The organism is Streptomyces arenae (assembly GCF_022343545.1).
Taxonomy (GTDB): Bacteria; Actinomycetota; Actinomycetes; order Streptomycetales; family Streptomycetaceae; genus Streptomyces; species Streptomyces humi.
In genome coordinates this window covers 49,963-74,848 of the sequence record NZ_JAKQYH010000054.1, presented here as the reverse complement: position 1 = coordinate 74,848, position 24,886 = coordinate 49,963, and the positions used below count along the sequence as shown (strand labels likewise).

General features: G+C 69.6%; 25 protein-coding genes. 11 read left to right on the top strand and 14 right to left on the bottom strand.

Annotation, left to right across the window (positions count from 1 at the left end; translation table 11 throughout):
• Positions 1-293: 293 nt before the first annotated feature.
• From MB828_RS24385 to MB828_RS24370, 4 genes are read right to left on the bottom strand one after another with little or no spacing between them, the layout of a single operon-like run.
• Positions 294-908, bottom strand: a complete 615-nt coding sequence (locus MB828_RS24385; protein WP_301650089.1) for a hypothetical protein — start codon at positions 906-908, stop codon at positions 294-296.
• A complete protein-coding gene (locus MB828_RS24380) occupies positions 905-1,567 on the bottom strand; it encodes a hypothetical protein (protein WP_301650088.1) in 663 nt (220 codons plus the stop codon). The genes MB828_RS24385 and MB828_RS24380 overlap by 4 nt, the downstream gene beginning before the upstream one ends.
• A 33-nt stretch (positions 1,568-1,600) precedes the next feature.
• On the bottom strand, positions 1,601-2,986 hold the full coding sequence (locus MB828_RS24375) for a hypothetical protein (protein WP_301650087.1): 1,386 nt from the start codon (positions 2,984-2,986) through the stop codon (positions 1,601-1,603).
• Positions 2,987-2,989: 3 nt separating this feature from the next.
• Complete coding sequence (locus tag MB828_RS24370) at positions 2,990-3,307, bottom strand: hypothetical protein (protein ID WP_301650086.1); 318 nt, start codon at positions 3,305-3,307, stop codon at positions 2,990-2,992.
• 405 nt (positions 3,308-3,712) lie between these two features.
• On the opposite strand from MB828_RS24370, the gene MB828_RS24365 reads away from it, so the two are divergent.
• Positions 3,713-4,294, top strand: a complete 582-nt coding sequence (locus tag MB828_RS24365; RefSeq protein WP_301650085.1) for a Uma2 family endonuclease — start codon at positions 3,713-3,715, stop codon at positions 4,292-4,294.
• Between the two features lie 111 nt (positions 4,295-4,405).
• Here the strand turns inward: MB828_RS24365 and ychF are convergent, their stop codons facing one another.
• Entirely contained in the window at positions 4,406-5,494 is a 1,089-nt protein-coding gene (gene ychF, locus MB828_RS24360; protein ID WP_046732298.1) for a redox-regulated ATPase YchF, read from the bottom strand.
• Between the two features lie 354 nt (positions 5,495-5,848).
• Between ychF and MB828_RS24355 the strand changes: the two genes are divergently transcribed.
• Positions 5,849-6,229 carry a DUF6542 domain-containing protein gene (locus MB828_RS24355; RefSeq protein ID WP_430381420.1) on the top strand — a complete coding sequence of 127 codons (381 nt, stop codon included), beginning with the start codon at positions 5,849-5,851 and terminating at the stop codon, positions 6,227-6,229.
• 12 nt (positions 6,230-6,241) lie between these two features.
• On the opposite strand, the gene ppgK is transcribed toward MB828_RS24355, so the two are convergent.
• A complete protein-coding gene (ppgK, locus tag MB828_RS24350; protein ID WP_301650083.1) occupies positions 6,242-6,991 on the bottom strand; it encodes a polyphosphate--glucose phosphotransferase in 750 nt (249 codons plus the stop codon).
• 74 nt (positions 6,992-7,065) lie between these two features.
• On the bottom strand, positions 7,066-8,079 hold the full coding sequence (locus MB828_RS24345; protein ID WP_301650082.1) for a 4-hydroxy-3-methylbut-2-enyl diphosphate reductase: 1,014 nt from the start codon (positions 8,077-8,079) through the stop codon (positions 7,066-7,068).
• A gap of 127 nt (positions 8,080-8,206) precedes the next feature.
• On the opposite strand from MB828_RS24345, the gene xseA reads away from it, so the two are divergent.
• The 3 genes from xseA to MB828_RS24330 all read left to right on the top strand — a co-directional run bounded on the left by xseA (position 8,207) and on the right by MB828_RS24330 (position 10,457).
• Complete coding sequence (xseA, locus tag MB828_RS24340; RefSeq protein WP_301650081.1) at positions 8,207-9,415, top strand: exodeoxyribonuclease VII large subunit; 1,209 nt, start codon at positions 8,207-8,209, stop codon at positions 9,413-9,415.
• A 77-nt stretch (positions 9,416-9,492) separates the two neighbouring features.
• On the top strand, positions 9,493-9,726 hold the full coding sequence (locus MB828_RS24335) for an exodeoxyribonuclease VII small subunit (RefSeq protein WP_301650080.1): 234 nt from the start codon (positions 9,493-9,495) through the stop codon (positions 9,724-9,726).
• 140 nt (positions 9,727-9,866) lie between these two features.
• Positions 9,867-10,457 (top strand): malonic semialdehyde reductase, encoded by a 591-nt coding sequence (locus MB828_RS24330; protein ID WP_133025502.1) that lies wholly within the window; start codon positions 9,867-9,869, stop codon positions 10,455-10,457.
• An 85-nt stretch (positions 10,458-10,542) separates the two neighbouring features.
• On the opposite strand, the gene MB828_RS24325 is transcribed toward MB828_RS24330, so the two are convergent.
• A complete protein-coding gene (locus MB828_RS24325; protein ID WP_301650079.1) occupies positions 10,543-11,067 on the bottom strand; it encodes a DUF4245 domain-containing protein in 525 nt (174 codons plus the stop codon).
• A gap of 126 nt (positions 11,068-11,193) precedes the next feature.
• Here MB828_RS24325 and glpX point away from each other — a divergent pair, with 126 nt between their 5' ends.
• Positions 11,194-12,231, top strand: a complete 1,038-nt coding sequence (glpX, locus tag MB828_RS24320) for a class II fructose-bisphosphatase (RefSeq protein WP_046732304.1) — start codon at positions 11,194-11,196, stop codon at positions 12,229-12,231.
• 152 nt (positions 12,232-12,383) lie between these two features.
• Here glpX and MB828_RS24315 read toward each other — a convergent pair whose 3' ends face one another.
• Both MB828_RS24315 and MB828_RS24310 read right to left on the bottom strand, forming a co-directional pair.
• Complete coding sequence (locus MB828_RS24315) at positions 12,384-12,767, bottom strand: WhiB family transcriptional regulator (protein ID WP_133025504.1); 384 nt, start codon at positions 12,765-12,767, stop codon at positions 12,384-12,386.
• A 152-nt stretch (positions 12,768-12,919) separates the two neighbouring features.
• Entirely contained in the window at positions 12,920-13,621 is a 702-nt protein-coding gene (locus tag MB828_RS24310; protein WP_133025505.1) for a DUF1707 SHOCT-like domain-containing protein, read from the bottom strand.
• Positions 13,622-13,789: 168 nt separating this feature from the next.
• On the opposite strand from MB828_RS24310, the gene MB828_RS24305 reads away from it, so the two are divergent.
• Complete coding sequence (locus MB828_RS24305; RefSeq protein WP_133025506.1) at positions 13,790-15,460, top strand: fumarate hydratase; 1,671 nt, start codon at positions 13,790-13,792, stop codon at positions 15,458-15,460.
• 82 nt (positions 15,461-15,542) lie between these two features.
• Here MB828_RS24305 and MB828_RS24300 read toward each other — a convergent pair whose 3' ends face one another.
• Positions 15,543-15,917 (bottom strand): hypothetical protein, encoded by a 375-nt coding sequence (locus MB828_RS24300; RefSeq protein ID WP_301650078.1) that lies wholly within the window; start codon positions 15,915-15,917, stop codon positions 15,543-15,545.
• Positions 15,918-16,101: 184 nt separating this feature from the next.
• On the opposite strand from MB828_RS24300, the gene MB828_RS24295 reads away from it, so the two are divergent.
• The 3 genes from MB828_RS24295 (at position 16,102) to MB828_RS24285 (ending at position 20,685) form a co-directional block, all read left to right on the top strand.
• Entirely contained in the window at positions 16,102-17,487 is a 1,386-nt protein-coding gene (locus tag MB828_RS24295) for a class II fumarate hydratase (RefSeq protein ID WP_301650077.1), read from the top strand.
• Between the two features lie 84 nt (positions 17,488-17,571).
• On the top strand, positions 17,572-18,285 hold the full coding sequence (gene fomD, locus MB828_RS24290) for a cytidylyl-2-hydroxypropylphosphonate hydrolase (protein ID WP_301650076.1): 714 nt from the start codon (positions 17,572-17,574) through the stop codon (positions 18,283-18,285).
• Positions 18,286-18,603: 318 nt separating this feature from the next.
• Entirely contained in the window at positions 18,604-20,685 is a 2,082-nt protein-coding gene (locus MB828_RS24285) for a SpoIIE family protein phosphatase (RefSeq protein WP_133025510.1), read from the top strand.
• A gap of 62 nt (positions 20,686-20,747) precedes the next feature.
• Here the strand turns inward: MB828_RS24285 and MB828_RS24280 are convergent, their stop codons facing one another.
• From MB828_RS24280 to MB828_RS24270, 3 genes are read right to left on the bottom strand one after another with little or no spacing between them, the layout of a single operon-like run.
• Complete coding sequence (locus MB828_RS24280; RefSeq protein ID WP_301650075.1) at positions 20,748-21,434, bottom strand: hypothetical protein; 687 nt, start codon at positions 21,432-21,434, stop codon at positions 20,748-20,750.
• The gene (locus tag MB828_RS24275) at positions 21,427-21,798 is read right to left on the bottom strand and encodes a hypothetical protein (RefSeq protein ID WP_301650074.1); all 372 of its coding nucleotides are present in this window, start codon (positions 21,796-21,798) and stop codon (positions 21,427-21,429) included. Before MB828_RS24275 ends, MB828_RS24280 begins: the two co-directional genes overlap by 8 nt.
• Positions 21,795-24,173, bottom strand: coding sequence for a glycoside hydrolase domain-containing protein (locus MB828_RS24270; RefSeq protein WP_301650073.1), 2,379 nt, complete (start codon positions 24,171-24,173; stop codon positions 21,795-21,797). Before MB828_RS24270 ends, MB828_RS24275 begins: the two co-directional genes overlap by 4 nt.
• A gap of 247 nt (positions 24,174-24,420) precedes the next feature.
• Here MB828_RS24270 and MB828_RS24265 point away from each other — a divergent pair, with 247 nt between their 5' ends.
• Positions 24,421-24,834, top strand: a complete 414-nt coding sequence (locus MB828_RS24265; protein WP_133025514.1) for a hypothetical protein — start codon at positions 24,421-24,423, stop codon at positions 24,832-24,834.
• Positions 24,835-24,886: the final 52 nt, after the last annotated feature.

The following is a 24,886-nucleotide window of genomic DNA, read 5'->3' as shown; positions in this document are numbered from 1 at the left end:
ACGAACGTGCGCATCGGATCCGAGACCAGGTGATGAAGCGCGGGTTCGAGAACCCGGTCCGGGCCGGCGCGCAGGTGTCACCGCCGCGCTGGTAAGGGATGTGCTCGGCAGGTTCTCTCTGTGCTGGAGGGCAGAGCGGCGAGCAGGCCCACCGCTGGCGGGAGTCCTTCACCGGCCGGCTGGGCCGCTACAGCGGGGAACGTCCGCTCGTGCCATGGGGCTGGACCGGTACTCCCTCCTGGACCTCCCCGACATCTACCGCCTCGGCGGGACCCCGCTTGCGAAACGCTGAGTTACTCCCAGTGCAACGTTCGGGCCACGGTGTCGAACAGCTCCACCATCTGGTCCGCGAGCGGATCGACCGGAGTGGAGAAGTTCAGCATCAACCACCGCTCACTCGCCGGAATCGGTACGTAGTACGTGAGGGTCGTCGTAGGCATGGTGTTGCCGAGCTGCGCCTGGGGGTCCGCCTCCTCCCTGCGCCGGGAGCGTACCGCCGTGCCGGCCGCCGGGAGCTGTGCCACCTCCACCTCGCCGTACCTGCCCTGGTCACCTCCGGCCAGGTGCTCCGCAAGCTCCTCGGCGTCGGAGGTGCGCGGCCACTCGTCCGGCGCCGGAACGCTGACCAGCAATGAGGACGAAAGCGGCACCGGACCCACGGAGAGCGTGGACAAGTACAGTTCGGTTCCCCCCACCTTGTAGGCGTCCTTCGCCTTTCGCTGGATGTCCCGCATGAGCTGCTTCTTGAGGTGCGGGGCGTTGTCCACGCCGCGGAAGGTCAGATCCGCGAGGGCCACGATGGCACGGTCGCGGTCGTCCGGTGGATCGAGCGGGATCTGGAACCAGCCGTCCGGCACGATGACGCGGTAGTCCTTGGGCGGCGAGGAGAACTGCTCTGCTGTCTTCATTCGGCCCCTCCGTCAGCCGGGGCCGTCAAGTCCCCTGTAGAGAGCGGAGTGAGCCGCATGGAGCGTACGGCCTCATCGACCAACTCCGTGATCTCTTCCGTACGGGCGATCTTCTCCCAGGTCACTGTGACGACGATCAGGGTCTGCAGGTGGGGCGGAAAGACGGCGTAGCGAATGTATTCGGTCAGCTTCCGGCCGAACCCGAGCCTGCGCTTCACCTCCAGCATGGACTGGACCCGGACCGCCGGTCCGGCGGGCAGATCGAGTCGGGTGATCCCCGGCTCACCGGTGACCCGGCCGTTCCCCCACTCCAGCAGCAGGGGGGTGACCTCCTCGGCGCTGGGCCGGGGGACGCCCTCATCGCGATAGCCGTCGACCATGAGGTTGGCGAGTGCCTCCCCCGTCTCCGTGTAGTACGCGGCCGCGAGGACCGGCACATCGTCGTTCAGGCGCACGGCCCGTCCGACCATGTCGTCGAAGACCGCGCTCTTCTCGATCTCCAGGCCGAGTGGATTGAGGCGATTCACCACCTCTGTGGCCAGGGCCTTGGCCTCGGCCTTCGTACCTTCCTGAAGCGTCAGGTCGATCCATCCTGGCTGAAATTCGAAAATACACTCGTAGATTTCAGCTGGCGGGGCGCCCTTGCTTGATGCGGTCACGTCTCTCCCTTTCGGCGAAGCATGGTCGTCCGCTCAGCCCAGGAGCGGGTCGAGGTTTCCGTCCAGGCCCAGCCCGCCCAGCGTAATGCCGGCCCCGACAACCGACATACGGCTGGCGGTCCGCGAGATCCGATTCAACGCGTTGGCGTCGAATTGTCCGCCCAGCGCCGCCGTTCCCATTTTGACCGACTTCAGGTCGGACGCCACACCCGGATCGGCCATCGAGAAGGACTTGGGAATTCCCTTGAGCGGGCTTCCGCCACCCCGCGCGCGAAGCTCGTTCCAGGCCTGGTTGTAGTTCCCGCTTCCTGGCTTCAGAGCCTTGAGGTTGTCACTCCAAGCCCCCTTGGAGAACGGCTCGGTGAAAGGCTCCTTGAGGGAATTCCAGACATCACCCATGTCCAGCTCGGACCGCTTCCCGGAGATTTTCCGAAGATTCTTTTCAGCCCGATTGACCTGACGGGCCGTGCGAGCAGCCCCAGCCCTGCCGAGCCTGCCCAGCGCACCCTTGGCGAACTTTCCGGCGATCTTGGAGAAGCCCTTGCCGACACCCATCATCAGGAACCCTAGAGCGGCCATACCCAGGTCCATCCACTCCGCGTTTCCCTGCAGCACCTGGATGAAGGTCGCAACGAAGTTGATGAGGGTCGCGATCATCGCGATGGCACCCAGGACGCCGGCCAGCGCTTGCCCGATCACCGGGATCCAGCCAACGACGAGGGACAGGATTCCGCAGACTGTGGCAACCCAGGATGTGATGTCTGCGATGTCCTTGACCAACGTGTCCCAGAAACCGTCTTTCAGGGAGTCGTGGTTGATGATCGCGTCGACGGAGTCGGCGGCGCGCCTGGCCGCGTCATCACGGATCTTCTTGGCGTGGTTGATCTTCTCGCGGGCAGCCTCGATCTCGCCCTTGGCGGCGTCCCGCTTCGCCTCGTAACCCTTGCGGTCCTTGTCGGCGTCTTCTTTCTTGCGCCCCTTGCCGGACAGGGCGTCCAGGCTTTTCTGCGCGGCCCCCTTGCGCTCCTCAGCGTCTTGAGCGTCCCTCAGGGCAGCGTCGGCGATTTCCTGGGCGCGGTTGAGATCCGAGGCGTAATTCTGGGGACCGGCGTGCAGCTTGTCCTCGTATCCACCGCCCACTTCGACGACCGCGGAGCCGATGGCAGTAGCAGCGGTGTCGTACCGCTTGAAGGCGGCCTCAAGTTTCTTGACGGTTCCTCTCGCCTTCTCGCGGAACTCCTTTCCCGCTTTGCTGTCCCAGGCGTCGACCTCGGCTACCGCCCTCAGATTTTTGATCTGGCGCTCCAGCTCGTCGGCCGTCTTACGCAGAGTCTTGCCTAACGACGCCAGTCGGTCGGGGTCTCCGGGAATCGGATCGCTCTCCGCCACCGGATGCCAGTCGCGCGGCCTTCCTCCCACGGCCTACTCTCCCTGCCCCTTCGGGTCCTGAGAACCTCGGATGGCCTCTGCCAGCTGATGGTCGATGTCCTCGTAGGCCTTCGCAGCGGCCTTCGCGATACTCGCCAGCGCATCGACCTCCCCGGTCAGCTTCTCTCTGCTGATCTCCCAGTTGTCGGCGAAGTCCTTGAACTTGTCGGCGAGCTGGTCATTGCCGAAGTCCTCGGAGTGGTCGCCGATTTTCCCGATGCCGTCAAACGCCTTCTTGATGCTGCTCAGTCCCCGGCCCATGCTCTCGATCACGTCGAGATCAAGCCGCTGGTGATCCCCTTCGCCGGCCACAGCGCCCCCAAGATGTCGATCCACCGGCCGTCCGCGTGAGCAAAGATCTTACGGGTGAGCTGTTGGGACGCCCCACCCTCCAATGCCGCGACGGCTCCTGGAGGAACCCTGCGAGGGCGCGCACGGTGCCAGTGAGCAGGCGGCGGCTCTGAAGGCGGAGCACACGTGAGCCGTCAGTGGAGCTCCCGCTCGACGTCATCGAAAGTCGGGGCGGTCCCGCGGCCGGCATCCCGGCCGTGTAGACGAGAGCCGCTACGGAAATGACCACCGTGGCGACCTGAACCGCTGAGTCGCTCATGACCGGATACCAGGCAGGTGGCTGGTTACAGCGTGGAAGTTGCCGAGAATCATCCGGCCGAGATCGTTGACTCTCCAGCCTGAGCTTCAGGCCGCTACCGTGAAGCCATGACCGCACTGCCCGACTGGATGCGCCCGCCGCGCGCGGAAGGTTGGTTCGCGGAGGACCTGGACCGCCTCCCCGAGGCACCACGCCACACCGAGCTGATCGACGGAGCCCTCGTCTTCATGGTGTCGCCCCAGAGGTGGTGGCATGGCCATCTCGTCACGATGCTCACGGTCGCTCTCATGGAGCAGGTGCCCGCAGACACCAGAGTCGGTCGCGAGATGACCATCAAGCTCGACTCGCGCAACCGTCCCGAACCAGATCTGCTGGTGACGACGGCCGACTTCGACGGTGACCGCACCTGGTTCGCACCAGAGGACGTCCTGCTCGTCGTCGAGGTCGTCTCCCCCGAGTCCGCCCATCGCGATCGCACAGTAAAGCTCCGCAAGTACGCGGAGGCCCACATCCCGCACTACTGGTGCATCGAGGACGAAGACGGGGCACCCGTCGTCCACGTCTACGAGCTCGACGAACCCACCGGCGCATACGCGCCCGCCGGGATCTTCCGAGGCACCCTTCAGCGCCCCGTGCCCTTCAAGGTCAGCCTGGACCTCGACAAGCTCACACCGCCCCGAAGCAGCTGAAAGGTCAGCACCAAGTCAGCACGGGAGTGCAGAAGGGGTCGGCCTCGCGGGAGGCCGACCCCTTTTGACCTGCGTGGTTGCCGGATCGCCTGGCGCCCTGCATCACCCGGTTCACACGTTGAAGCGGAACTCCACCACGTCGCCGTCCTGCATGACGTAGTCCTTGCCTTCCATGCGGGCCTTGCCCTTCGCGCGGGCCTCGGTCACCGAGCCGGCTTCGACCAGGTCGGTGAAGGAGATGACCTCGGCCTTGATGAAGCCCTTCTGGAAGTCGGTGTGGATGACACCGGCCGCCTCGGGGGCCGTGGCGCCCTTCTTGATGGTCCAGGCGCGGGATTCCTTGGGGCCGGCCGTGAGGTAGGTCTGGAGGCCGAGGGTGTTGAAGCCGACGCGGGCGAGGGTGGCGAGGCCGGGTTCCTCGGCGCCCACCGACTCCAGCAGCTCCAGGGCGTCCTCCTCGTCGAGCTCCGCGAGGTCCGCCTCCAGCTTGGCGTTGAGGAAGATCGCCTCGGCGGGGGCGACCAGGGCGCGCTGCTCGGTCTTGAAGTCCTCGTCGAGCAGTTCGTCCTCGTCGACGTTGAAGACGTAGAGGAACGGCTTGGTGGTGAGCAGGTGCAGGTCGTGGAGGAGCTCGGCGCGCTCCGAGCCCTGCACGATGCCGTGGCCGAAGAGCGTGTCGCCCTTCTCCAGGATCTCCTTGGCCTCCTCGACGGCCTTGACCTTGGGGGCCACGTCCTTCTTGATGCGCGACTCCTTCTGGAGACGCGGGAGGACCTTCTCGATGGTCTGGAGGTCGGCGAGGATCAGCTCGGTGTTGATCGTCTCGATGTCGTCCTTCGGCGAGACCTTGCCGTCGACGTGCACGACGTTCTCGTCCTTGAAGGCACGGATGACCTGGCAGATCGCGTCGGACTCACGAATGTTCGCGAGGAACTTGTTGCCCAGGCCCTCACCCTCGGAGGCACCGCGCACGATGCCCGCGATGTCGACGAAGTCGACGGTCGCCGGCAGGATCCGCTGCGAGGAGAAGATCTCGGACAGCTTGACCAGGCGGGCGTCGGGGACGCCGACCACACCCACGTTGGGCTCGATCGTGGCGAACGGGTAGTTGGCCGCCAGCACGTCGTTCTTGGTCAGGGCGTTGAACAGGGTCGACTTGCCGACATTCGGCAGGCCGACGATTCCGATCGTGAGCGACACGTTGCGACTTCCCGTAGTGAGTGGGTGAGTGAGCCGGGAGGGCTGCCAGGGCCGGCGGACCGGCCGATCCACCAGTTTACGGGGTTCGGAGCCCCTGACCGGCGGCCGCGTCGAACACCTGGACAAGGTCTGCTCTTCGGCTTGGTTTCGGCGTGTCTGCACCGCGATTCGGCACATTAACCGACCTAAGTTGGTCCGGTGGAGCATCACAGGACCCGACCCCGGAAGCAACGCCCGCGTCGTGGCGCCCCGCGCGCACCACTGCCGCCGCAGGCGAGACGGCGGCCGGCGACGGCCGAGCGGCGGCCGGGTGCGGGAAGGCCCCGCACGGCGCCGGCCGCCGGTCCCGGGGCACTGCCGGGCCCACGGCTCACGGGTCTCGGCTGCGCCCTGTTCTGCGGGTCCGCGATGGTCCTGCTCGGCTTCCTGGACGACCTGCTGCTCGGGGCGTCGCTGACCGTGTACGGCGTGCTGTTCGTGCCGGTCTCCGCGCTGACCGCGCTGTGGGTGCGCGGGAGCGATCTGCTGACCGCCCCCGTCGTGGCCCCGATCTCCTTCGCCGTGGGACTGCTGGCCGTCGCCGACGACGGCGGCGGCGGATTCCTGGGCGGCCTGATGGGCCTGGTCACCGCCCTGTCCACGCAGGCCGGCTGGCTCTACGGCGGGACACTGGTCACCGGTCTGATCGTGCTCGTCCGCCGGGCCCGGCTGATCCGGCACCGCCGCCGGGACTGACCGCGCGCCCGGCTACCTCGCGTGCTTCGCCGCCCGCATCGCCGCGCCCACGATCCCCGCGTTGTTCTGCAGCTGCGCCGGCACGATCTCGGCCTTGACGCCCTGGATCAGGGGCAGGAACTTGTCGGACTTGCGGCTGACGCCGCCGCCGATGATGAACAGCTCCGGCGAGAACAGCATCTCCACGTGCGCGAGGTACTTGGTGACCCGGTGCGCCCACTGCTCCCAGCTGAGGTCGTGGTCCTCCTTGGCCTTGCTGGAGGCCTTCTTCTCGGCGTCGTGGCCGTCCAGCTCCAGGTGGCCCAGCTCGGTGTTGGGGACCAGCTCGCCGTCCACGAACAGGGCGCTGCCGATGCCGGTACCGAACGTCAGCAGGAGTACGACGCCCTTGCGGCCCCGGCCGGCGCCGAACTCCATCTCGGCCACGCCCGCCGCGTCCGCGTCGTTGACCACGGTCACCGGGAGGCCGCCGAGGCGCTCGCTGAAGAGGGTGCGCGCGTCGGTGTCGATCCAGCTCTTGTCGACGTTGGCCGCGGTGCGGATGTGGGTGCCGTCCGAGATCACGCCCGGGAAGGTGAGCCCGACCGGGCCGGTCCACCCGAAGTGGTCGACGACCTGCTTGACCCCGTCGGCGACGCCGTCGGGCGTCGCCGGATGCGGGGTGAGCACCTTGCAGCGCTCCTGGGCCAGGTCGCCCTTTGCCAGGTCCACGGGAGCGCCCTTGATCCCTGAACCGCCGATGTCCACACCGAAGATCTGCATGGCTCCACGTTACGTGGTACGACTGACAGTCACGACGCCGGACGGCCCGCGGTCACACCGTCGTACGATCCCGCTCAGGCCCCGGCGCCGGAGCCGCCGCGCTCGGCGACCAGGGTGGCCGCCTCTTCGCGCAGGTCACGGCGGAGTTCCTTGGGCAGCGAGAAGGTGATGGACTCCTCGGCCGCCTTGACGATCTCCACGTCGCCGTAGCCGCGCTCGGCGAGCCATTCCAGGACCTGCTCGACCAGGACCTCGGGGACGGAGGCGCCGGAGGTGACGCCGACGGTGGTGACGCCCTCCAGCCAGGCCTCGTCGATCTCGTCGGCGAAGTCGACCAGGTGGGCCGCGCGGGAGCCGGCCAGCTTGGCGACCTCGACGAGCCGCTTGGAGTTGGAGGAGTTGCGGGAGCCGACCACGATGACGAGTTCGGCCTCGGCGCCCATCTGCTTCACGGCGAGCTGACGGTTCTGCGTGGCGTAGCAGATGTCGTCGCTGGGCGGGGAGATGAGCTGCGGGAACTTCTCCTTGAGGGCGTCGACCGTCTCCATGGTCTCGTCGACGGAGAGGGTGGTCTGGGAGAGCCAGACGACCTTGGACTCGTCGCGGACCTCGACCTTGGCGACGTCCGCGGGACCGTCGACCAGCTGGATGTGGTCGGGGGCCTCGCCGGAGGTGCCGATGACCTCCTCGTGGCCCTCGTGCCCGATCAGGAGGATGTCGTAGTCCTCGTTGGCGAAGCGGACCGCTTCCTTGTGGACCTTGGTGACCAGCGGGCAGGTGGCGTCGATGGTGGCGAGGCGGCCGCGCTCGGCCTCCTCGTGGACGACGGGCGCGACGCCGTGCGCGGAGAACATCACGATGTTCCCCGGCGGGACCTCCTCGGTCCGCTCGACGAAGATCGCGCCCTTCTTCTCCAGGGTCTGCACGACGTACTTGTTGTGGACGATCTCGTGCCGGACGTAGATCGGGGCCCCGTACTGCTCCAGGGCCCTCTCGACGGCGATCACGGCGCGGTCCACACCCGCGCAGTAGCCACGGGGGGCGGCGAGCAGGACACGGCGGCCAGGCGAAGCAGTCATGGCACCCATCGTAAGGCCGCCTCCGGGGCGTCGGAGATCGCCTCCGGTGACGATCCCGGGGAGACCGGCCGCAGCGCGCGGGCTTGCCGGGCACGCGGCCGCCCGGGTTGTCGGTGGCGGCCACTACGCTCGCCGCATGGCTCTGAACACGTCCGCCGAGACCCCTGTGCCCGTCGGTGAGATCTCCCGGCTCATCGGCGGGTGGATCGACCGGCTCGGCGCGGTGTGGGTCGAGGGGCAGATCACCCAGCTCTCGCGGCGGCCCGGCGCCGGGGTCGTGTTCCTGACGCTGCGGGACCCGTCGTACGACATCTCGATCGCCGTCACCTGTTTCCGGCAGGTGTTCGACGCCGTCGCCGATGTCGTCGGGGAGGGCGCCCGGGTCGTCGTACACGCGAAGCCGGAGTGGTACGCGCCGCGCGGGCAGCTGTCGTTGCGGGCGGTCGAGATACGGCCGGTCGGGGTCGGGGAGCTGCTGGCACGCCTGGAGGCGCTCAAGAAGGCGCTGGCCGCGGAGGGGCTGTTCGAGGCCGGGCGGAAGAAGCCGCTGCCGTTCCTGCCGCAGCTGATCGGGCTGGTGTGCGGGCGGGCCTCGGCCGCCGAGCGGGACGTGCTGGAGAACGCCCGGCACCGGTGGCCGGCGGTGCGGTTCGAGGTGCGCAACGTGCCGGTGCAGGGCGTGCACGCCGTACCGCAGGTCGTGCAGGCCGTGAAGGAGCTCGACGCGATCGAGGAGGTGGACGTGATCATCGTCGCGCGCGGGGGCGGCAGCGTGGAGGATCTGCTGCCGTTCTCCGACGAGCAGCTGGTGCGGGCGGTCGCCGGGTGCCGGACGCCCGTCGTGTCCGCCATCGGTCACGAGCCCGACACCCCGCTGCTCGACTACGTGGCCGACCTGCGCGCCTCCACGCCCACCGACGCGGCCAAGAAGGTCGTACCGGACGTGGGCGAGGAGCTGGAGCGGGTGCGGATGCTGCGGGACCGGGCCCGGCGGTGTGCCGACGCGGTCGTGGGGCGGGAGGAGCGGGGGCTGGCGCACGCGCTGGCGCGGCCGGTCATGGAGGACCCGCACCGGATGGTGGACGAGCGGGCCGACCACGTCGCCTCGCTGGTCGACCGTTCCCGGCGGACCCTCGGGCATCTGCTCGACCGCGCCGACTCGGAGCTGACGCACACCCACGCGCGCGTGGTGGCCCTCTCCCCCGCCGCCACGCTGAAGCGCGGGTACGCGGTGCTGCAGAAGGACGGCGGTCACGTGGTGCGGGATCCCGGGGACGTCGAGCCGGGCGAGGTGCTGCGGGCGCGGGTGGCCGAGGGCGAGTTCACGGTGCGGGCGGAGGGCTAGCGCATGCCGTACGGGCGGATGCCGTGGCGCATGACGTACAGGCGGGTGTCGTACAGGCGGATGAGAAAGGCACGTGCATGAGCGGCAGGACCGAAGAGGCGCTCTCCTACGAGCAGGCGCGGGACGAGCTGATCGACGTCGTCCGGCGGCTGGAGGCGGGCGGGACGAGCCTGGAGGAGTCCCTCGCGCTCTGGGAGCGGGGCGAGGAGCTGGCCAAGGTGTGCCGGCGGTGGCTGGAGGGGGCGCGGGCCCGGCTGGACGCGGCGCTGGCCGAGGAGGAGGCCGGGGAGGACGGCGAAGAGGAGGAGTGACCCGGGCGGTGCGTGTGAGGCGGCTCACCATGATCCGGCCTTTGTTGAAGGTTGAACCTTCCTTCGCTATGGTCGTGCTGTCAGCCTATCCGGACCACGGTCCGGATTCGACCGGGACGCGACCTCCAGAAAGATCAACCATGTCTCTCGTTCTCGACCCCGCCGCCCAGGACCTGCTCTTCCGCGAGGCCCGCACCGCCAACACCTTCACCGACGAGCCGGTGACCGACGAGCAGATCCAGGCGATCTACGACCTCGTCAAGTTCGGCCCGACCTCCATGAACCAGTCGCCGCTGCGCGTGGTGCTGGTCCGCTCGCCCGAGGCCCGCGAGCGCCTGGTGCGGCACATGGCCGAGGGCAACCAGAAGAAGACCGCCACCGCCCCGCTGGTCGCGATCCTCGCCGCGGACAACGAGTTCCACGAGGAGCTGCCGCAGCTCTTCCCGCACTTCCCGCAGGCCAAGGACGCCGTCTTCGGCACCCGCGAGGTGCGCGAGGGCAGCGCCGCCCTGAACGCCGCCCTCCAGGCCGCCTACTTCATCATCGGCGTCCGCGCCGCCGGTCTCGCCGCCGGTCCGATGACCGGCCTGGACTTCGCGGGCGTCCAGAAGGAGTTCCTGGACGACGACCACACCCCGCTGATGGTCGTCAACATCGGCAGGCCGGGCCCGGACGCCTGGTTCCCGCGCAGCCCGCGCCTGGCGTACGACGACGTCGTCACGACCGTCTGAGCAGGTCCGCGACAGCGGAAGAGGCCCCCGGCGACGGCGCCGGGGGCCTCTCGCGTCCGCACACCTCAGGACGCCACAGAACGCCTCAGGACATCCGCAGTGCCGCGGCCATCTCGGTCAGCCGGGCGAAGGACGCCGTGCCGGCCACCACCGTGGTCGAACCGCGGGTGCCGTCCAGGACCAGCGCGTCGTACCGGCCGCCCGTGTAGTGGGTCCAGGTGCGGTCGCCGATCTTCTGGGCCGTCTTCGTGGCCGTGGCGCCCTGGCTCGCGTCGGTGATGAAGTCCGAGGGCTTCTGAGTGGACTGTTCGATCTGGACGTACTGACCGTCGGGGGTCTGGTACCCGAGGTGCCAGCGGTCGCCGTTCTCGCCCTGGAAGCGGACCGACGTGGCCTTCCAGTCGCCCGGCAGGCCCTCGGGCGCGGCGACCGGGTAGGTCGCGGCGCGCCGTGCCGTCAGCAGCTCCACCCGGTAGTCCACCCTCGGGAGGTCGGGAGCGTGATCGTCGTGCGGGACCAGAAGGTAGATGAAGCCCGCCGCGAGACCGATCAGGGCCAGGGAGAGAATCATGTCCCGGACCGTCTTCTGCTTGCCGTTCGTGCCTGCCACGCCCCCTATCGTCGCAGGTGCCCCGAGCGCTCATCCGTGGGGTCCCCTGCTCATTTTGTCAGCCTGACGATAGAGTCGACGGAGAACCCTCATCCGGCCGTCGTCGTATCAGAAAGGTGCGCTCCGATGACCGAGAATCATCATCACCTGCCGTCCGAGCTCGATGTCCCCTCCGAAGCCCCCGACCGCAACCTCGCCCTGGAGCTCGTCCGGGTGACCGAGGCCGCCGCGATGGCCGCGGGACGCTGGGTGGGCCGCGGCGACAAGAACGGCGCCGACGGCGCCGCCGTGCGCGCGATGCGGACCCTCGTCTCCACCGTCTCGATGAACGGCGTGGTCGTCATCGGCGAGGGCGAGAAGGACGAGGCCCCGATGCTCTTCAACGGGGAGCGTGTCGGCGACGGCACCGGGCCCGAGGTCGACATCGCCGTCGACCCGATCGACGGGACGACGCTGACCGCGAAGGGCATGCCCAACGCGATCTCCGTGCTGGCCGCCGCCGAGCGCGGGGCCATGTTCGACCCGTCCGCCGTGTTCTACATGGACAAGCTGGTCACCGGCCCGGACGCGGCGGACTTCGTCGACATCAACGCGCCCATCTCCGTCAACATCCGCCGGGTCGCCAAGGCGAAACGGTCCTCTCCGGAGGGTGTCACCGTCGTCATCCTGGACCGGCCGCGGCACGAAGGGATCATCAAGGAGATCCGGGAGGCCGGCGCGCGCATCAAGCTGATCTCCGACGGTGACGTCGCCGGGTCGATCTACGCGCTGCGCGAGGGCACGGGCGTCGACATGCTGCTCGGCATCGGCGGTACGCCGGAGGGCATCATCTCGGCGTGCGCGGTGAAGTGCCTGGGCGGGACGATCCAGGGCAAGCTGTGGCCCAAGGACGACGAGGAGCGGCAGCGGGCGATCGACGCCGGGCACGACCTGGACCGGGTGCTGACCACCGAGGACCTGGTCACCGGTGAGAACGTGTTCTTCGTCGCGACCGGCATCACCGACGGCGAGCTGCTGCGGGGCGTGCGGTACCGGTCGGAGACCGCGCTGACCGAGTCGATCGTGATGCGGTCGAAGTCGGGGACGGTACGGCGGATCGACTCCGAGCACCGGCTGCGCAAGCTGCGGGCGTACAGCACGATCGATTTCGACAAGGCGAAGTAGGGGCTGCGGCGCCTTCCGGGGAGGGGGCTGCGGACCGTTCGCGACCGCGGGTGCGTGGTGGCTGGTCGCACAGTTCCCCGCGCCCCTTCAGGGCGCCGCTGTACCCCAGGCATGTCAAAAGGCGCCCTCTGTGCGGAGAGGGCGCCTTTTGGTCAGCCTGCCTGGGGTATGCGGTTCGCCGCCGTCGCTCGGGCCGCCTTCTTCAGTTCCAGCTCGCGGCGCCTGCGCCGCGCCAGGACCACTCGGCGTTCCGCTGCCGTGAGGCCGCCCCAGACCCCGTAGGGCTCCGGCTGGAGCAGGGCGTGTTCGCGGCACTCGACCATGACCGGACAGCGCGCACAGACCCGCTTGGCCGCCTCCTCCCGGGACAGCCGGGCGGCGGTGGGTTCTTTGGACGGTGCGAAGAACAGGCCTGCCTCGTCGCGCCGGCACACCGCCTCGGTGTGCCAGGGCGCGTCCTGGTCCCTGTCACGCACTGGCACCCGCTGGGCCGGCACGGCAGCTACCTGCAGGGACGAATGCGGCGGTTGCAGCACGGTCTACTCCTGACGACGGCTTCGCGAGCGAGAGACGATGCAGCAAGGCCTACCCGCTGTGCGCGGGCCTATGCACAGCGTCCCCAACAGCCGTGGCGCGGCGGCCTGTTCATGCCCCCGGGCGCCGCCGGACCAGTGCCGATTCGCGACCGTCAACGGTCCAGGTGTTTGCGCAGCTTCCGGTCGACCTTGTCGTGCACCCGGTCCAGGATGTCCTCGATGAACTTCCCGCGCTTCGGCCGCGCCTCCACGTTGCCGAGGACGGCCCACCCGTCGACGTAGACGACCGGCGCGTCCGGGTCGACCGAATCCAGCGTGTCGGCCTCGAAGTTGCCCAGGACACCGCCGCCGGTGCCGCGCAGCGACACGTTCTCCGGGACCCGGATCTGGACGTCCCCGAAGACCGAGAACGCCTTGATGACGACCTGCTGGTACTCGAAGATCGCCTCGGTGAGGTCGATCTCGACGGAACCGAACACCGCGTACGCGTGCAACCGTCGGCCCGCCCGCCAGCGGCCGCGGCGGCGGGCGCTGCTGAAGACGGCCACCACGTTGGTGTCCGCCTCCACCGGGATCGCGCCGGGCGTCGGCCGGGGCGGCACCGGCGTGTAGGCGGGGGCGGCCGGGCGGGCGTGGGCCGCGGGCAGGTCCCGTATGAAGACCTCCAGCTCGCCGACCGTCTTGGCGTTCAGCACCCCCTCCACGCGCTCGGCGTGCTCGTCAGCGGTCAGGCGCCCCTCGGCGAGGGCCTCCCGCAGGATGTCGGCGATGCGGTCACGGTCGGCGTCCGAGGCGCGCAGCTCGGCGGCCGGCGCTCCGGCGTGCCCCTGAACGGTCTGCTTCTGAAGGTCCACGGCAGCAGGGTACCGAAACGCGATAGATCGCGACTAGGGGTCGGGGCAACCCGGGCGTGTCGAACTGAGCCTTACCTCACAGGTTCCGTGTCAGTCGCAGGTTCTAGGCTGGACAGCGCCCGCCAGCGTCGGCGGGCAGCCGTCCGTCAGAGTGAGGAATGGGCTGAGATGCCTGAGTTCGCGTACACCGATCTGCTCCCCCAGGGCGAGGACACCACCCCGTACCGGCTGGTGACCTCGGAGGGCGTGTCCACCGTCGAGGGGCCGGACGGGCGGACGTTCCTCAAGGTGGAGCCGGAGGCGCTGCGCAAGCTCGCCGAGGAGGCCATCCATGACATCCAGCACTACCTGCGCCCCGCCCACCTCGCCCAGCTGCGCCGGATCATCGACGACCCGGAGGCGTCGGGCAACGACAAGTTCGTCGCGCTCGACCTGCTGAAGAACGCGAACATCGCGGCGGCCGGCGTGCTGCCCATGTGCCAGGACACCGGCACGGCGATCGTGATGGGCAAGCGCGGCCAGAACGTGCTGACCGAGGGCGGCGACGAGGCGGCGCTGAGCCGCGGCATCTACGACGCGTACCTGAACCTCAACCTGCGCTACTCGCAGATGGCTCCGCTCACCATGTGGGAGGAGAAGAACACCGGGTCGAACCTGCCGGCCCAGATCGAGCTCTACGCCACCGACGGCGGCGCCTACAAGTTCCTCTTCATGGCGAAGGGCGGCGGCTCGGCCAACAAGTCGTTCCTGTACCAGGAGACGAAGGCCGTCCTGAACGAGGCCTCCATGATGAAGTTCCTGGAGGAGAAGATCCGCTCGCTCGGCACGGCCGCCTGCCCGCCGTACCACCTGGCGATCGTCGTCGGCGGCACGTCCGCGGAGTTCGCGCTGAAGACCGCGAAGTACGCCTCCGCGCACTACCTGGACGAGATTCCGGCGGAGGGCTCGGAGCTCGGGCACGGCTTCCGGGACAAGGACCTGGAGCAGAAGGTCTTCGAGCTGACGCAGAAGATCGGCATCGGCGCGCAGTTCGGCGGCAAGTACTTCTGCCACGACGTGCGGGTGGTGCGGCTGCCGCGGCACGGAGCGTCCTGCCCGGTCGCCATCGCCGTGTCCTGCTCCGCGGACCGCCAGGCCGTCGCGAAGATCACCGCGGAGGGCGTCTTCCTGGAGCAGCTGGAGACGGACCCGGCGCGGTTCCTGCCGGAGACCACCGACGAGCACCTCGACGAGTCGTCGGACGTGGTCAGGATCGACCTGAACCAGCCGATGGACACGATCCTCGCCGAGCTGACCAAGTACCCGGTGAAGACCCGGCTCTCGCTCACCGGCCCGCTGGTCGTGGCCCGTGACATCGCGCACGCCAAGATCAAGGAGCGGCTGGACGCGGGCGAGGAGATGCCGCAGTACCTGAAGGACCACCCGGTGTACTACGCGGGCCCGGCCAAGACCCCCGAGGGCTACGCGTCCGGCTCCTTCGGCCCCACCACGGCCGGCCGGATGGACTCCTACGTCGAGCAGTTCCAGGCCGCCGGCGGCTCCAAGGTGATGCTCGCCAAGGGCAACCGCTCCAAGCAGGTCACCGACGCGTGCGACGCGCACGGCGGCTTCTACCTCGGCTCCATCGGCGGTCCGGCCGCGCGGCTCGCCCAGGACTGCATCAAGAAGGTCGAGGTCGTCGAGTACGAGGAGCTCGGCATGGAGGCGGTCTGGAAGATCGAGGTCGAGGACTTCCCGGCGTTCATCGTCGTCGACGACAAGGGCAACGACTTCTTCCAGGACCCGGCGCCGCAGCCGACGTTCACCAGCATCCCGGTGCGGGGCCCGGGCCTGGGCTGATCCGCCCGCGGCACCCGGGAAGAGCCCCTGGCGCGTCGCCGCCGGGGGCTCCGCCGTGTCCCGGCACGGGACGGCGCGCGGGTCAGTGCGGTACGCAGCCGAACCAGTTCACCGTGGGGCCGTCGGCGATGAAGCCCATGCACCTGATGGTCCTGTCGTGCAGCTTCTCGGTGCGGTCGACCGGGCCGTTCAGGTAGTCCGTCGTGTGGTGGGCCTCCACCAGGTCGTCGATCTCGACGCGGTACCAGCGGCGCTCGCCGGACGGCAGGCTGCAGCCGCGGGCCGTCAGGTTGCGGCTGGGGTCGCCGCTCCAGATGGGGCGTTCGGCGCGGTCGCAGTGGGCCCGGTGGGTGCCGCCGGCGGCACCGGCGGTGCCGGCTGCCGCGCCCAGCAGGGTCGCCGTGCCTATGGACACCGCCGCGACGGCGCCGAGCAGACCCTTGGGAGTGAAGTGCATCGATCGGTCCTCCTGCCAGCCTTGGTGACGACGGGAGTCGCCCACCATCTTGGGCTGATAGTCACATTTATCCGTGATGTCCCGCCCGGCGGCCGGGGGTCCGGTCCCCCGACCCGGTGACGCCGGTGGTGCCAATGGGCCCACGGCCCGGAACAACCACCGCGTCCCGATCGCTGACAAGGGCATGAGCGACTACCGCATCGAACACGACTCCATGGGCGAGGTCCGGGTCCCCGCCCACGCCAAGTGGCGGGCCCAGACGCAGCGGGCCGTCGAGAACTTCCCCGTCTCCGGGCAGCGGATCGAGCGCGCGCACATCGAGGCGCTGGCCCGGATCAAGGGCGCGGCGGCCAAGGTGAACGCCGAGCTGGGGGTGGTCGACAAGGACATCGCCCAGGCGATCCAGGAGGCGGCGGCCGAGGTCGCCGAGGGGCGCTGGGACGAGCAGTTCCCCGTGGACGTCTTCCAGACGGGGTCCGGGACCTCCTCGAACATGAACACCAACGAGGTCATCGCCACGCTCGCCACCGAGCGGCTCGGACGGGACGTCCACCCGAACGACCACGTCAACGCGTCGCAGTCGTCCAACGACGTGTTCCCGTCCTCCATCCACATCGCCGCCACCGCCGCCGTCACCCGGGACCTGATCCCGGCGCTCGAACACCTCGCCGACGCCCTGACCCGGAAGTCCGAGGAGTTCGCGGACGTCGTGAAGTCCGGGCGGACGCACCTCATGGACGCCACGCCGGTGACCCTCGGACAGGAGTTCGGCGGGTACGCCGCCCAGGTGCGGTACGGCGTCGAGCGGCTGCGCGCCTCGCTGCCCCGGCTCGCGGAGCTGCCGCTCGGCGGGACCGCGGTGGGCACCGGGATCAACACCCCGCCCGGGTTCTCCGCCGCCGTGATCGCGGAGGTGGCCCGGGTGACCGGGCTGCCGTTCACCGAGGCCCGCGACCACTTCGAGGCGCAGGGCGCACGGGACGGGATCGTCGAGACCAGCGGACAGCTGCGGACCGTCGCGGTCGGCCTGACGAAGATCGCCAACGATCTGCGGTGGATGGCCTCGGGACCGCGCACCGGACTCGCCGAGATCGCCCTGCCCGACCTCCAGCCGGGTTCCTCGATCATGCCGGGGAAGGTCAACCCGGTCGTGCCCGAAGCGGTGTTGATGGTGTCGGCCCAGGTCATCGGGAACGACCAGACCATCGCGTTCGCCGGTGCGGCCGGCAACTTCGAACTCAACGTGATGCTGCCGGTCATCGCGAAGAACGTGCTGGAGTCGGTGCGGCTGCTCGCCAACGTGTCGCGGCTGCTGGCCGACCGGACGGTGGACGGCATCACCGCGAACCGGGAACGCGCCCGGGAGTACGCCGAGTCGTCGCCGTCCGTGGTCACCCCGCTCAACAAGTACATCGGCTACGAGGAGGCCGCCAAGGTGGCCAAGAAGTCGCTGGCGGAACGTAAGACGATCCGTCAGGTGGTGCTGGAGGGCGGGTACGTCGACAGGGGTGACCTGACCGTCGGACAGCTCGACGAGGCGCTGGATGTCCTGCGGATGACACGGCCGTAACCGGGTGCGAACAGTTCGCGCCGCCCGGCCAGAACCGTGACGTCCACCGCAGCGTCGTATGCCTGTGGCACCTAATATCTGTGCATGGCAGACGGTGGAGCGGTGAGACGCGTGAGGCGCGGGGAAACGGGTGGCGCGACCGGGAACGGGAGCGGTTTCTGGACTCCCGGGAGCCAGATCCTGTGGCGGTACCGGGAGAACGCCGGGCCCGGCTTCCACATCGCGCGCCCCGTCACCGTCGTACGGGACGACGCGGAGCTGCTGGCCGTGTGGCTGGCGCCCGGCACGGAGTGCGTCAAGCCCGTGTACACCGACGGTTCGTCGGTGCGCGAGGAGCCGCTGGAGTCCCGGTACACCAGGCCGCGGACCGTGGGACACGGCCACTGGCTGGGCACCGGGGTGCTGAAGCTGGCCCGGCCCGGCGAGCCCTGGTCGGTGTGGCTGTTCTGGGAGCCGGGCTGGCACTTCAAGAACTGGTACGTCAACCTGGAGCAGCCGCTGGCCCGTTGGGACGGCGGGGTGGACTCGGAGGACTACTTCCTGGACATCTCCGTGCACCCCGACCGGAGCTGGGAGTGGCTCGACGAGGACGAGTTCGCGCAGGCCCAGCAGGACGGCCTGATGGACCCGGCGAAGGCCGCGTCGGCGCGGGCCGCGGGCCTGGCGGCGGCCGAGGCGGTACGGGCCTGGGAGCCGCCGTTCTCGGACGGCTGGCAGCACTGGCGGCCCGACCCGTCCTGGGCGGTACCGTCACTGCCGGAGGACTGGGACCGTACGCCCGCGCACGTGTCCTCATGAGACCCTTGATGCGCCCCCGGTCCACAACCGTAGGATCGTCCTCCGCAAGGGCGCGTCGATCAAACGTGTCGCGTGCAACTCCCGGACCGTGCTCCGGGCTTGACCGAACGTCACCGAGGGGCGGCAGGACGTGAGCGAGGGGTACGAGGGCAGCACGGGCGAACGGTACGCGGGCCGCAGAACGTTCGCCGGTGGCACAGGAACAGCCTCCAGCCACGCCGGAATTCCGTTCCTGGGACAGCTAATCCGGGTATCGGACTTTCGGCGGGACCACCTGCGTGCCCGGCGCGCAGCCCCGGACGGACGGATTCGACTCGCGTGACGGAGCACCCCACCTCCTACGAGCGCCCCCAGCCGGGCGCCGACCCCGCTCAGACCCGCGGGGCGCTCCTGCGTTCCCCGCAGCCCCAGGCCCAGACACCGCCCCATCCCGTCGGCGCCACGGCGTTACCCGCGCAGGCCCGTGCGGGTGAGACGCCCTGCGGCCCCGGTACCAGCACGTCCAAGGAGCACTCCGTCAACGGCCCCGAGCACGCCCAGCCCACCAGCGCGGAGCCCGACCCGCACCGGCCGCGCCCCACCGAGGCCATCCCGCCCCAGCCGGGCGCCGAACAGGAGCGGGCCGCGGGCGCCCAGGAGCGCCGCAGCGGACGCGGGCTGCCGCCCGGCCGGCCCATGCCGATGCGCCGGGACGGCGACCGGCTGCGTTTCGTGGGCGCCGCGACCCGGCGGATCGCCCGGGGCATAGACCTCGACGAGATCGTGATGGGGCTGTGCCGGGCGACCGTGCCGACCTTCTCGGACGCGATCCTGGTCTATCTGCGCGACCCGCTGCCGGTCGGCGACGAGCGGCCCACCGGTCCGGTGGTGCTGCGGCTGCGCCGCACCGACCGGATCCCCGAGGAGCGGGACACCGAGGGCGGCTTCCCGCAGCTGCCGGTCCCGGAGCCGGACCCCGCCGACGTCGGCCTGGCCGCGCTCACCGCGGAACTGTGCGAGGTGCGTCCCGGCGGTGCCCTCAACGAGGTGCTGCGGGGCGTGCGACCGGTCTTCGCCGACTCCCCCGCCGCGCGCTCCGCCCTCCCCGAACTCCTCGGCGAGGGCAACGAGTCACTGGTCCCGGGCGCCCAGCACGCGATCCTCGCCCCGCTGCGCGGCCGCCGCCGGGTGATCGGCGCCGCGCTGTTCCTGCGCCGTCCGGAGCGGCTCGCGTTCGAGACCGACGACCTGCTGGTCGCCGCGCAGCTGGCCACGCACAGCGCGCTCGGCATCGACAAGGCGGTGCTGTACGGCCGGGAGGCCTACATCGCCGACGAGCTGCAGCGGACCATGCTGCCCGAGCACCTGCCGAGCGCGACGGGGGTGCGGCTGGCGTCCCGCTACCTGCCGGCGGCCGAGACCGCGCGGGTGGGCGGTGACTGGTACGACGCGATCCCGCTGCCCGGCAGCCGGGTCGCCCTCGTCGTCGGCGACGTGATGGGCCACTCGATGACGTCGGCGGCCATCATGGGCCAGCTGCGCACCACCGCGCAGACCCTCGCGGGTCTCGACCTGCCGCCGCAGGAGGTCCTGCACCACCTCGACGAGCAGGCCCAGCGGCTCGGTTCGGACCGCATGGCGACCTGCCTGTACGCGGTCTACGACCCGGTGTCGCACCGCATCACCATCGCCAACGCCGGGCATCCGCCGCCGGTGCTGCTGCACCTGGGCGGCCGGGCCGAGGTGCTGCGGGTGCCGCCGGGGGCGCCGATCGGGGTCGGCGGGGTCGACTTCGAGGCGGTGGAGCTGGACGCGCCCGCCGGGGCGACGCTGCTGCTGTACACCGACGGTCTGGTGGAGTCCCGGCTGCGGGACGTGTGGACCGGGATAGAGCAGCTGCGGGAGAAGCTCGCCGCGACCGCGCAGCTGACCGGGCCGGACCATCCGCCGCCGCTGGAGGCCCTCTGCGACGAGGTCCTCGACATGCTCGGGCCGGGCGACCGGGACGACGACATCGCGCTGCTCGCCGCCCGGTTCGACGGGATCGCGCCGAGCGACGTGGCGTACTGGTTCCTGGAGCCGGAGGACGCGGCACCCGGCCGGGCCCGGCGGCTCGCGCGGCGGGCGCTGGCCCGCTGGGGGCTCGAGGAGCTGTCCGACTCCGTGGAGCTGCTGGTGAGCGAGGTGGTCACCAACGCGGTGCGGTACGCCTCGCGGCCGGTGACGTTGCGGCTGCTGCGGACCGATGTGCTGCGGTGCGAGGTGGGCGACGACGTGCCCCAGCTGCCGCGGCTGCGGCAGGCCCGGGCGACGGACGAGGGCGGCCGCGGGCTGTACCTCGTCAACAGACTGGCCAGACGGTGGGGAGCGACCCGGCTGAGCACCGGGAAGGTCGTCTGGTTCGAGCTGAACCGGACCTGAGCGCCGGAAGGCCGGACCCGCCGCGCGGGTCCGGCCTTCCGGCGATCCGTCGCGACGCCGGGTCAGGCGGCACGCCGGCGGCGTACCCACCGCTCGGCCGCACGGCGCCGCGTGGCGTCGAAGGCGTCGACCGTGCCGGCCCCCCTGCCCGGGGTGTCGTCCCAGCCGGCGATCTTGGCGGCGACCGTCTTCAGGAGCGGGTCGCCGGGCCCGACGTCTATCTGGAAATGGCTCTCCTTCGGGGTCGGTTCGTCCCCGCCCCACCGCACGACGCCCTCGCACTCGGCGAGGATGTCCCGCACGACCACCAGTTCGTTCGGGAAGAAGCCGTTCTCCGCGCCGACCGGATAGCCCAGGGGGCGGATCGCGATCGCCGTGCCGGACAGGCAGTTGCTCTCGTACGGCTGCCGGAGGGTGCGTGACGTCCGGTGGCCGGTGACGTCGCCCGGTCTCAGGGCGTCGATCTCGTAGTGGAAGCGGCGGGCGACGTGCAGCAGGACGGTGGCCACCGCGCCGTCACGCACCGCCACGTCGAGACCGCTGCCCTCGATCGCCTTCGGCGTGGGGGCGTCGATGACCGGCCATCCGTTGGCCGACCGGGCGCCCCGCCACTGCCGGTTCTCCGGCGCGGCCTCGGCGGTGCCCGCGGCCCCGCTCGCCCACAGGGCCGCGCCACCGGCGACGCCGAGGCCCGCCGTCAGGAAACGACGGCGGTCCACGGTGACCGGGTGCCGGACGACTTCATTCATGGACGAGCTCCTTCTTTCGCTGGAGGGCCGCGCGAACGGCCAGGGCCGAGCAGACGACCACGCCGGTCAGAGCGACGTAGAGCAGCGGGTTGAGCCATCCGGGCACCAGGTCGACCGAGGTCCCGTCGCCCCACCGGCAGACGTGGGACAGCGGAAAGGCGCTCTCCGTGATGGACTCCGGCCGGCTCGCCGCCCCCTTCCCCGCCCTGACCGCGCAGACCTTCGCGTCCTGCGTGAACCCGGACAGGGCGCCCACGGCGTACAGGATCAGGGCGACGACCGCGGCCACCAAGGCGCCGGCCGCCCACTTGCGGCTCCGGTTGCTGCTGCTCTGTGCCGTGCTCTGTGACGTGCTCTGTGTCATCGGGAACTCAGGTTCTTGCGCTGGTTGGCGAGGAGGGTGGTCTTCTGGCCGCTTTCGAGACTCGCCAGCGAGGCCAGGGACTCGCCGAACGCGTCGACGAACTCGGTGAGCTTGTCGTCGGGCAGCATGGCCGGCAGCAGGGTGGCGTAACCGGCGATGCCCCAGATGAGCGTGTTGCGGCCGACCGTGATCACCGGGTCCTTCTCGGTGATCAGCATCATGCGCGCGGTGTCGGAGGCGAGGCTCACCGTGCCGCCGAACCGCTGGATGTAGTAGTCCCGGAAGCGGCTGAGGCCGCCCGTCCCCCGGTAGTGGTCGGTGACCGCCTGGACGATGGTCTTGCCGTCCCGGACCCGCTCGGCGATCAGATAGCCGTCGGTGTCCTCCAGCAGGTCCTGGTAGGCGAACGTGGAGTCCACGCCGATCTTCGCGAACTTGTCGGCGACGTAGGCCGCTCCGGAAGGGTAGCTGTCGGAGTCCCGGCGCCACTCCCCGTAGAGCGTCATCAGGTCGCCGCCCCAGCCGCCCACGTCGCCGGCGCCCGCGTTGATGATGTCCGCGGGCTGCTCCTTGACGAAGTGCGCGTTGGCCGTGGCCATCAGGTGCTCGGCGCCGATCGGGTAGCCGGTGAAGGGGTCCTTGAACTCGTCGTAGAGATAGGCCCCGTGGCTCTCCGCGTAGTCGATGAACCCCTGGTCCGGGTCGCCGATCAGCGCCCACCACGTGAAGTCGCCGTACGCCAGGTGGCGCATGTACTCCATCACCAGCTGGTTCGGGTTGCCCTTGCCGTAGTCCAGAGCGAGGCCGTACAGCATGTCGACGTAGGAGATGAGGTCGTCCGCCGACGTGGTCGGCTTGTTGACGCTGTTCTGGCCGCCGTCGGAGCCCGAGCGGTGCGCGTCGTTGTCCAGGTCGAAGGTGTCGCCGGCGGTGGTGTAGCTGAACTCCTTGATCTGGTTGAACGCCCAGTTCGAAGGCAGAGGGAAGCCGAGGTTCCCGGAGAAGCCCCAGGACATCCCGGAGACGAAGGAGTACCGGGCGTACGTCTCCTTGGTGACCTGCGTACACACGTTCCGTGAGCCGTACACGCCGTGCACGTAGCGCTTGCCCTTGTTGGCGAGCGCGGCGTTGACGCCGTGGAAGTAGGGGACGATGTTGGAGGTGATCTCCTCGCCGGTCGCGTCGTAGTCGACGGCGAAGTAGATGACCGTGCTGCGGTTGAAGCCGTACGACAGGGCCAGGTTGTGTGCGTTCAGCCCGTGCGCGTAGCCCTGGCTGAAGGTGAAGTCGGCGAGCTGGCGGGCGTTGTCCTGGTAGATCGGGAAGACCCGCAGGCCCGAGGCGAAGATGTCGGCCAGTTCGCCCGGCTTGATCTCCTTGTCGAGGGTGCTGCCCGGCGGGTCGTACAGGTAGCGGCCGACGTGGCGGTACCCGGACGCGTACAGGGCCTTGGCACGTGACGCGGTGATGGTGAAGCGGGTGTCGCAGGCCTGCACGGACCGTTCCGGGTCGCCGGTGGAGACCAGCAGCTGGGCCCAGGTCTGGTAGTTGCCGACGCCGGTCACGTCCAGCATCGAGAAGCCCTGGAAGGCTCTGACCCAGGTGGTGAGCGAGTCGTCGAAGGTGCTCTTGAACGAGGTGACGTAGGCCGAGCCGCCGTAGAGTACCGGCTCGTTGAACACGCAGGCCGCGGAGAAGAGCTGTACGAAGATGCCCGAGCCGCCTTCGGACACCGGGTGGTTCTTGAGTCCGGCCTGGGTGCCGGCCCCGAAGTTGCCGGTGACCTGGTCCTCGGGGATGCCCAGTTCGTACTGGATGGCCTTCATGAGGGCCTGCTGCACGTCGCGGGAGTAGTGGCCGTCGCACGGGCCGACGTAGAACGTGGACTTGCCGAAGTAGCGGCCGTTGAGCCACTGCTGGATACCCCGGACCTTGTCCGAGCCGCCGGACAGCAGTACGTAGGCGTCCATCGTGAGCAGCGCCTTGAAGACCTTGGGCTGGACGAACCCGGGATCGGCCGAGCCGCCCAGGCCCATGTCCGACTTCATCTCGACGAGGCTCTCGGCGGAGAAGCTCCCGGCACCGTTGTCGCCCCAGTAGCCCTTGCAGAACAGGGCGTGCTTGACGATGGTCAGGATGTTCTTGTTGGGGTCGTTCGGCCCCACGTTGCCGTAGGCCGCGAGCTTCGCGAGCGTGCCGGCCCCGAAGTTCGCCACCACCGGGCTGATGCCCAGTTCGTGCTGCAGGCCCATCGTGAGCGAGTACATCGTGGCCCAGCCGGTCACGCCGGTCTCGGGACATCTGACGTAGCCGGAAACCGAACCGTACGTGGCGTTCACCCATTTCTGGGCGTCGAGAACCTTTTCATCCGCCATGGACTCTCCTTCTGCCGTCATTACGGAGCCCTTACCTTCCGGGGGCGGCACGCAAAAAGTCCAGGCAATAAATCACCCGCGATCACAATTCGGACATCGTGCGACAGACCCCCAACTGCGCACAGGGGCAGGGAAATTGATGGCTCCCGCGCCTCGTCCGAAGCTAGGGTGTCGCCGGTCCGAACGTAAAGTGGCAGTCATGCCGCAGTAAAAGGAACTTTCACCCGAAAAGGAAAGTGGTCCAGATATGCGCATCGCCGCACGTGCCGCCATGGCCGTCTCCGCACTGGCCCTGGTGGGTCTCGCCTCGGCCCCCGCGAACGCCGCCGGCCACGAGGTCTACGTCGCCTATTCCTACGGGGCCGACGACTCCAGCTGCGAATCCGGTGGGGCGATCGGTTTCCAGTCGTACGGAGAGGTCGTGACCGTCAGCGACACCTGTGCGGACGGGCACTCCGCGATCGGGGTCGTCAACCTCGGCAGCACGTTCTACTACTACTGGAACCACAGCGGAGCCGGCACCACCAGAACGATCGACCTGGACCTCTACGAGGGCCAGCCGCTCGCGATCCAGGCCTGTCTCGGCGAGTGGTCCGGCACCGCGACGGGCGGCATCCTCTGGGACACCTGCGGTCCCGTCAACACCCGCCCCACCGCCTGACGAACGCCGACGGGGCACCCGGAGCGCTGCCGGGTGCCCCGTCGTACGGGCG

Bases quoted from the DNA above. Each gene is read 5' to 3' on its own strand.
- MB828_RS24305 (WP_133025506.1), top strand. From the start codon at position 13,790: ATGCCTGAGTTCGCGTACACCGATCTGCTCCCCCAGGGCGAGGACACC.
- xseA (WP_301650081.1), top strand. From the start codon at position 8,207: ATGGCTCTGAACACGTCCGCCGAGACCCCTGTGCCCGTCGGTGAGATC.
- MB828_RS24365 (WP_301650085.1), top strand. From the start codon at position 3,713: ATGACCGCACTGCCCGACTGGATGCGCCCGCCGCGCGCGGAAGGTTGG.
- ppgK (WP_301650083.1), bottom strand. From the start codon at position 6,991: ATGCAGATCTTCGGTGTGGACATCGGCGGTTCAGGGATCAAGGGCGCT.
- fomD (WP_301650076.1), top strand. From the start codon at position 17,572: ATGGCAGACGGTGGAGCGGTGAGACGCGTGAGGCGCGGGGAAACGGGT.
- MB828_RS24385 (WP_301650089.1), bottom strand. From the start codon at position 908: ATGAAGACAGCAGAGCAGTTCTCCTCGCCGCCCAAGGACTACCGCGTC.
- MB828_RS24345 (WP_301650082.1), bottom strand. From the start codon at position 8,079: ATGGGTGCCATGACTGCTTCGCCTGGCCGCCGTGTCCTGCTCGCCGCC.
- MB828_RS24280 (WP_301650075.1), bottom strand. From the start codon at position 21,434: ATGAATGAAGTCGTCCGGCACCCGGTCACCGTGGACCGCCGTCGTTTC.
- MB828_RS24335 (WP_301650080.1), top strand. From the start codon at position 9,493: ATGAGCGGCAGGACCGAAGAGGCGCTCTCCTACGAGCAGGCGCGGGAC.
- MB828_RS24275 (WP_301650074.1), bottom strand. From the start codon at position 21,798: ATGACACAGAGCACGTCACAGAGCACGGCACAGAGCAGCAGCAACCGG.
- MB828_RS24270 (WP_301650073.1), bottom strand. From the start codon at position 24,173: ATGGCGGATGAAAAGGTTCTCGACGCCCAGAAATGGGTGAACGCCACG.
- MB828_RS24330 (WP_133025502.1), top strand. From the start codon at position 9,867: ATGTCTCTCGTTCTCGACCCCGCCGCCCAGGACCTGCTCTTCCGCGAG.
- MB828_RS24295 (WP_301650077.1), top strand. From the start codon at position 16,102: ATGAGCGACTACCGCATCGAACACGACTCCATGGGCGAGGTCCGGGTC.
- glpX (WP_046732304.1), top strand. From the start codon at position 11,194: ATGACCGAGAATCATCATCACCTGCCGTCCGAGCTCGATGTCCCCTCC.
- MB828_RS24265 (WP_133025514.1), top strand. From the start codon at position 24,421: ATGCGCATCGCCGCACGTGCCGCCATGGCCGTCTCCGCACTGGCCCTG.
- MB828_RS24300 (WP_301650078.1), bottom strand. From the start codon at position 15,917: ATGCACTTCACTCCCAAGGGTCTGCTCGGCGCCGTCGCGGCGGTGTCC.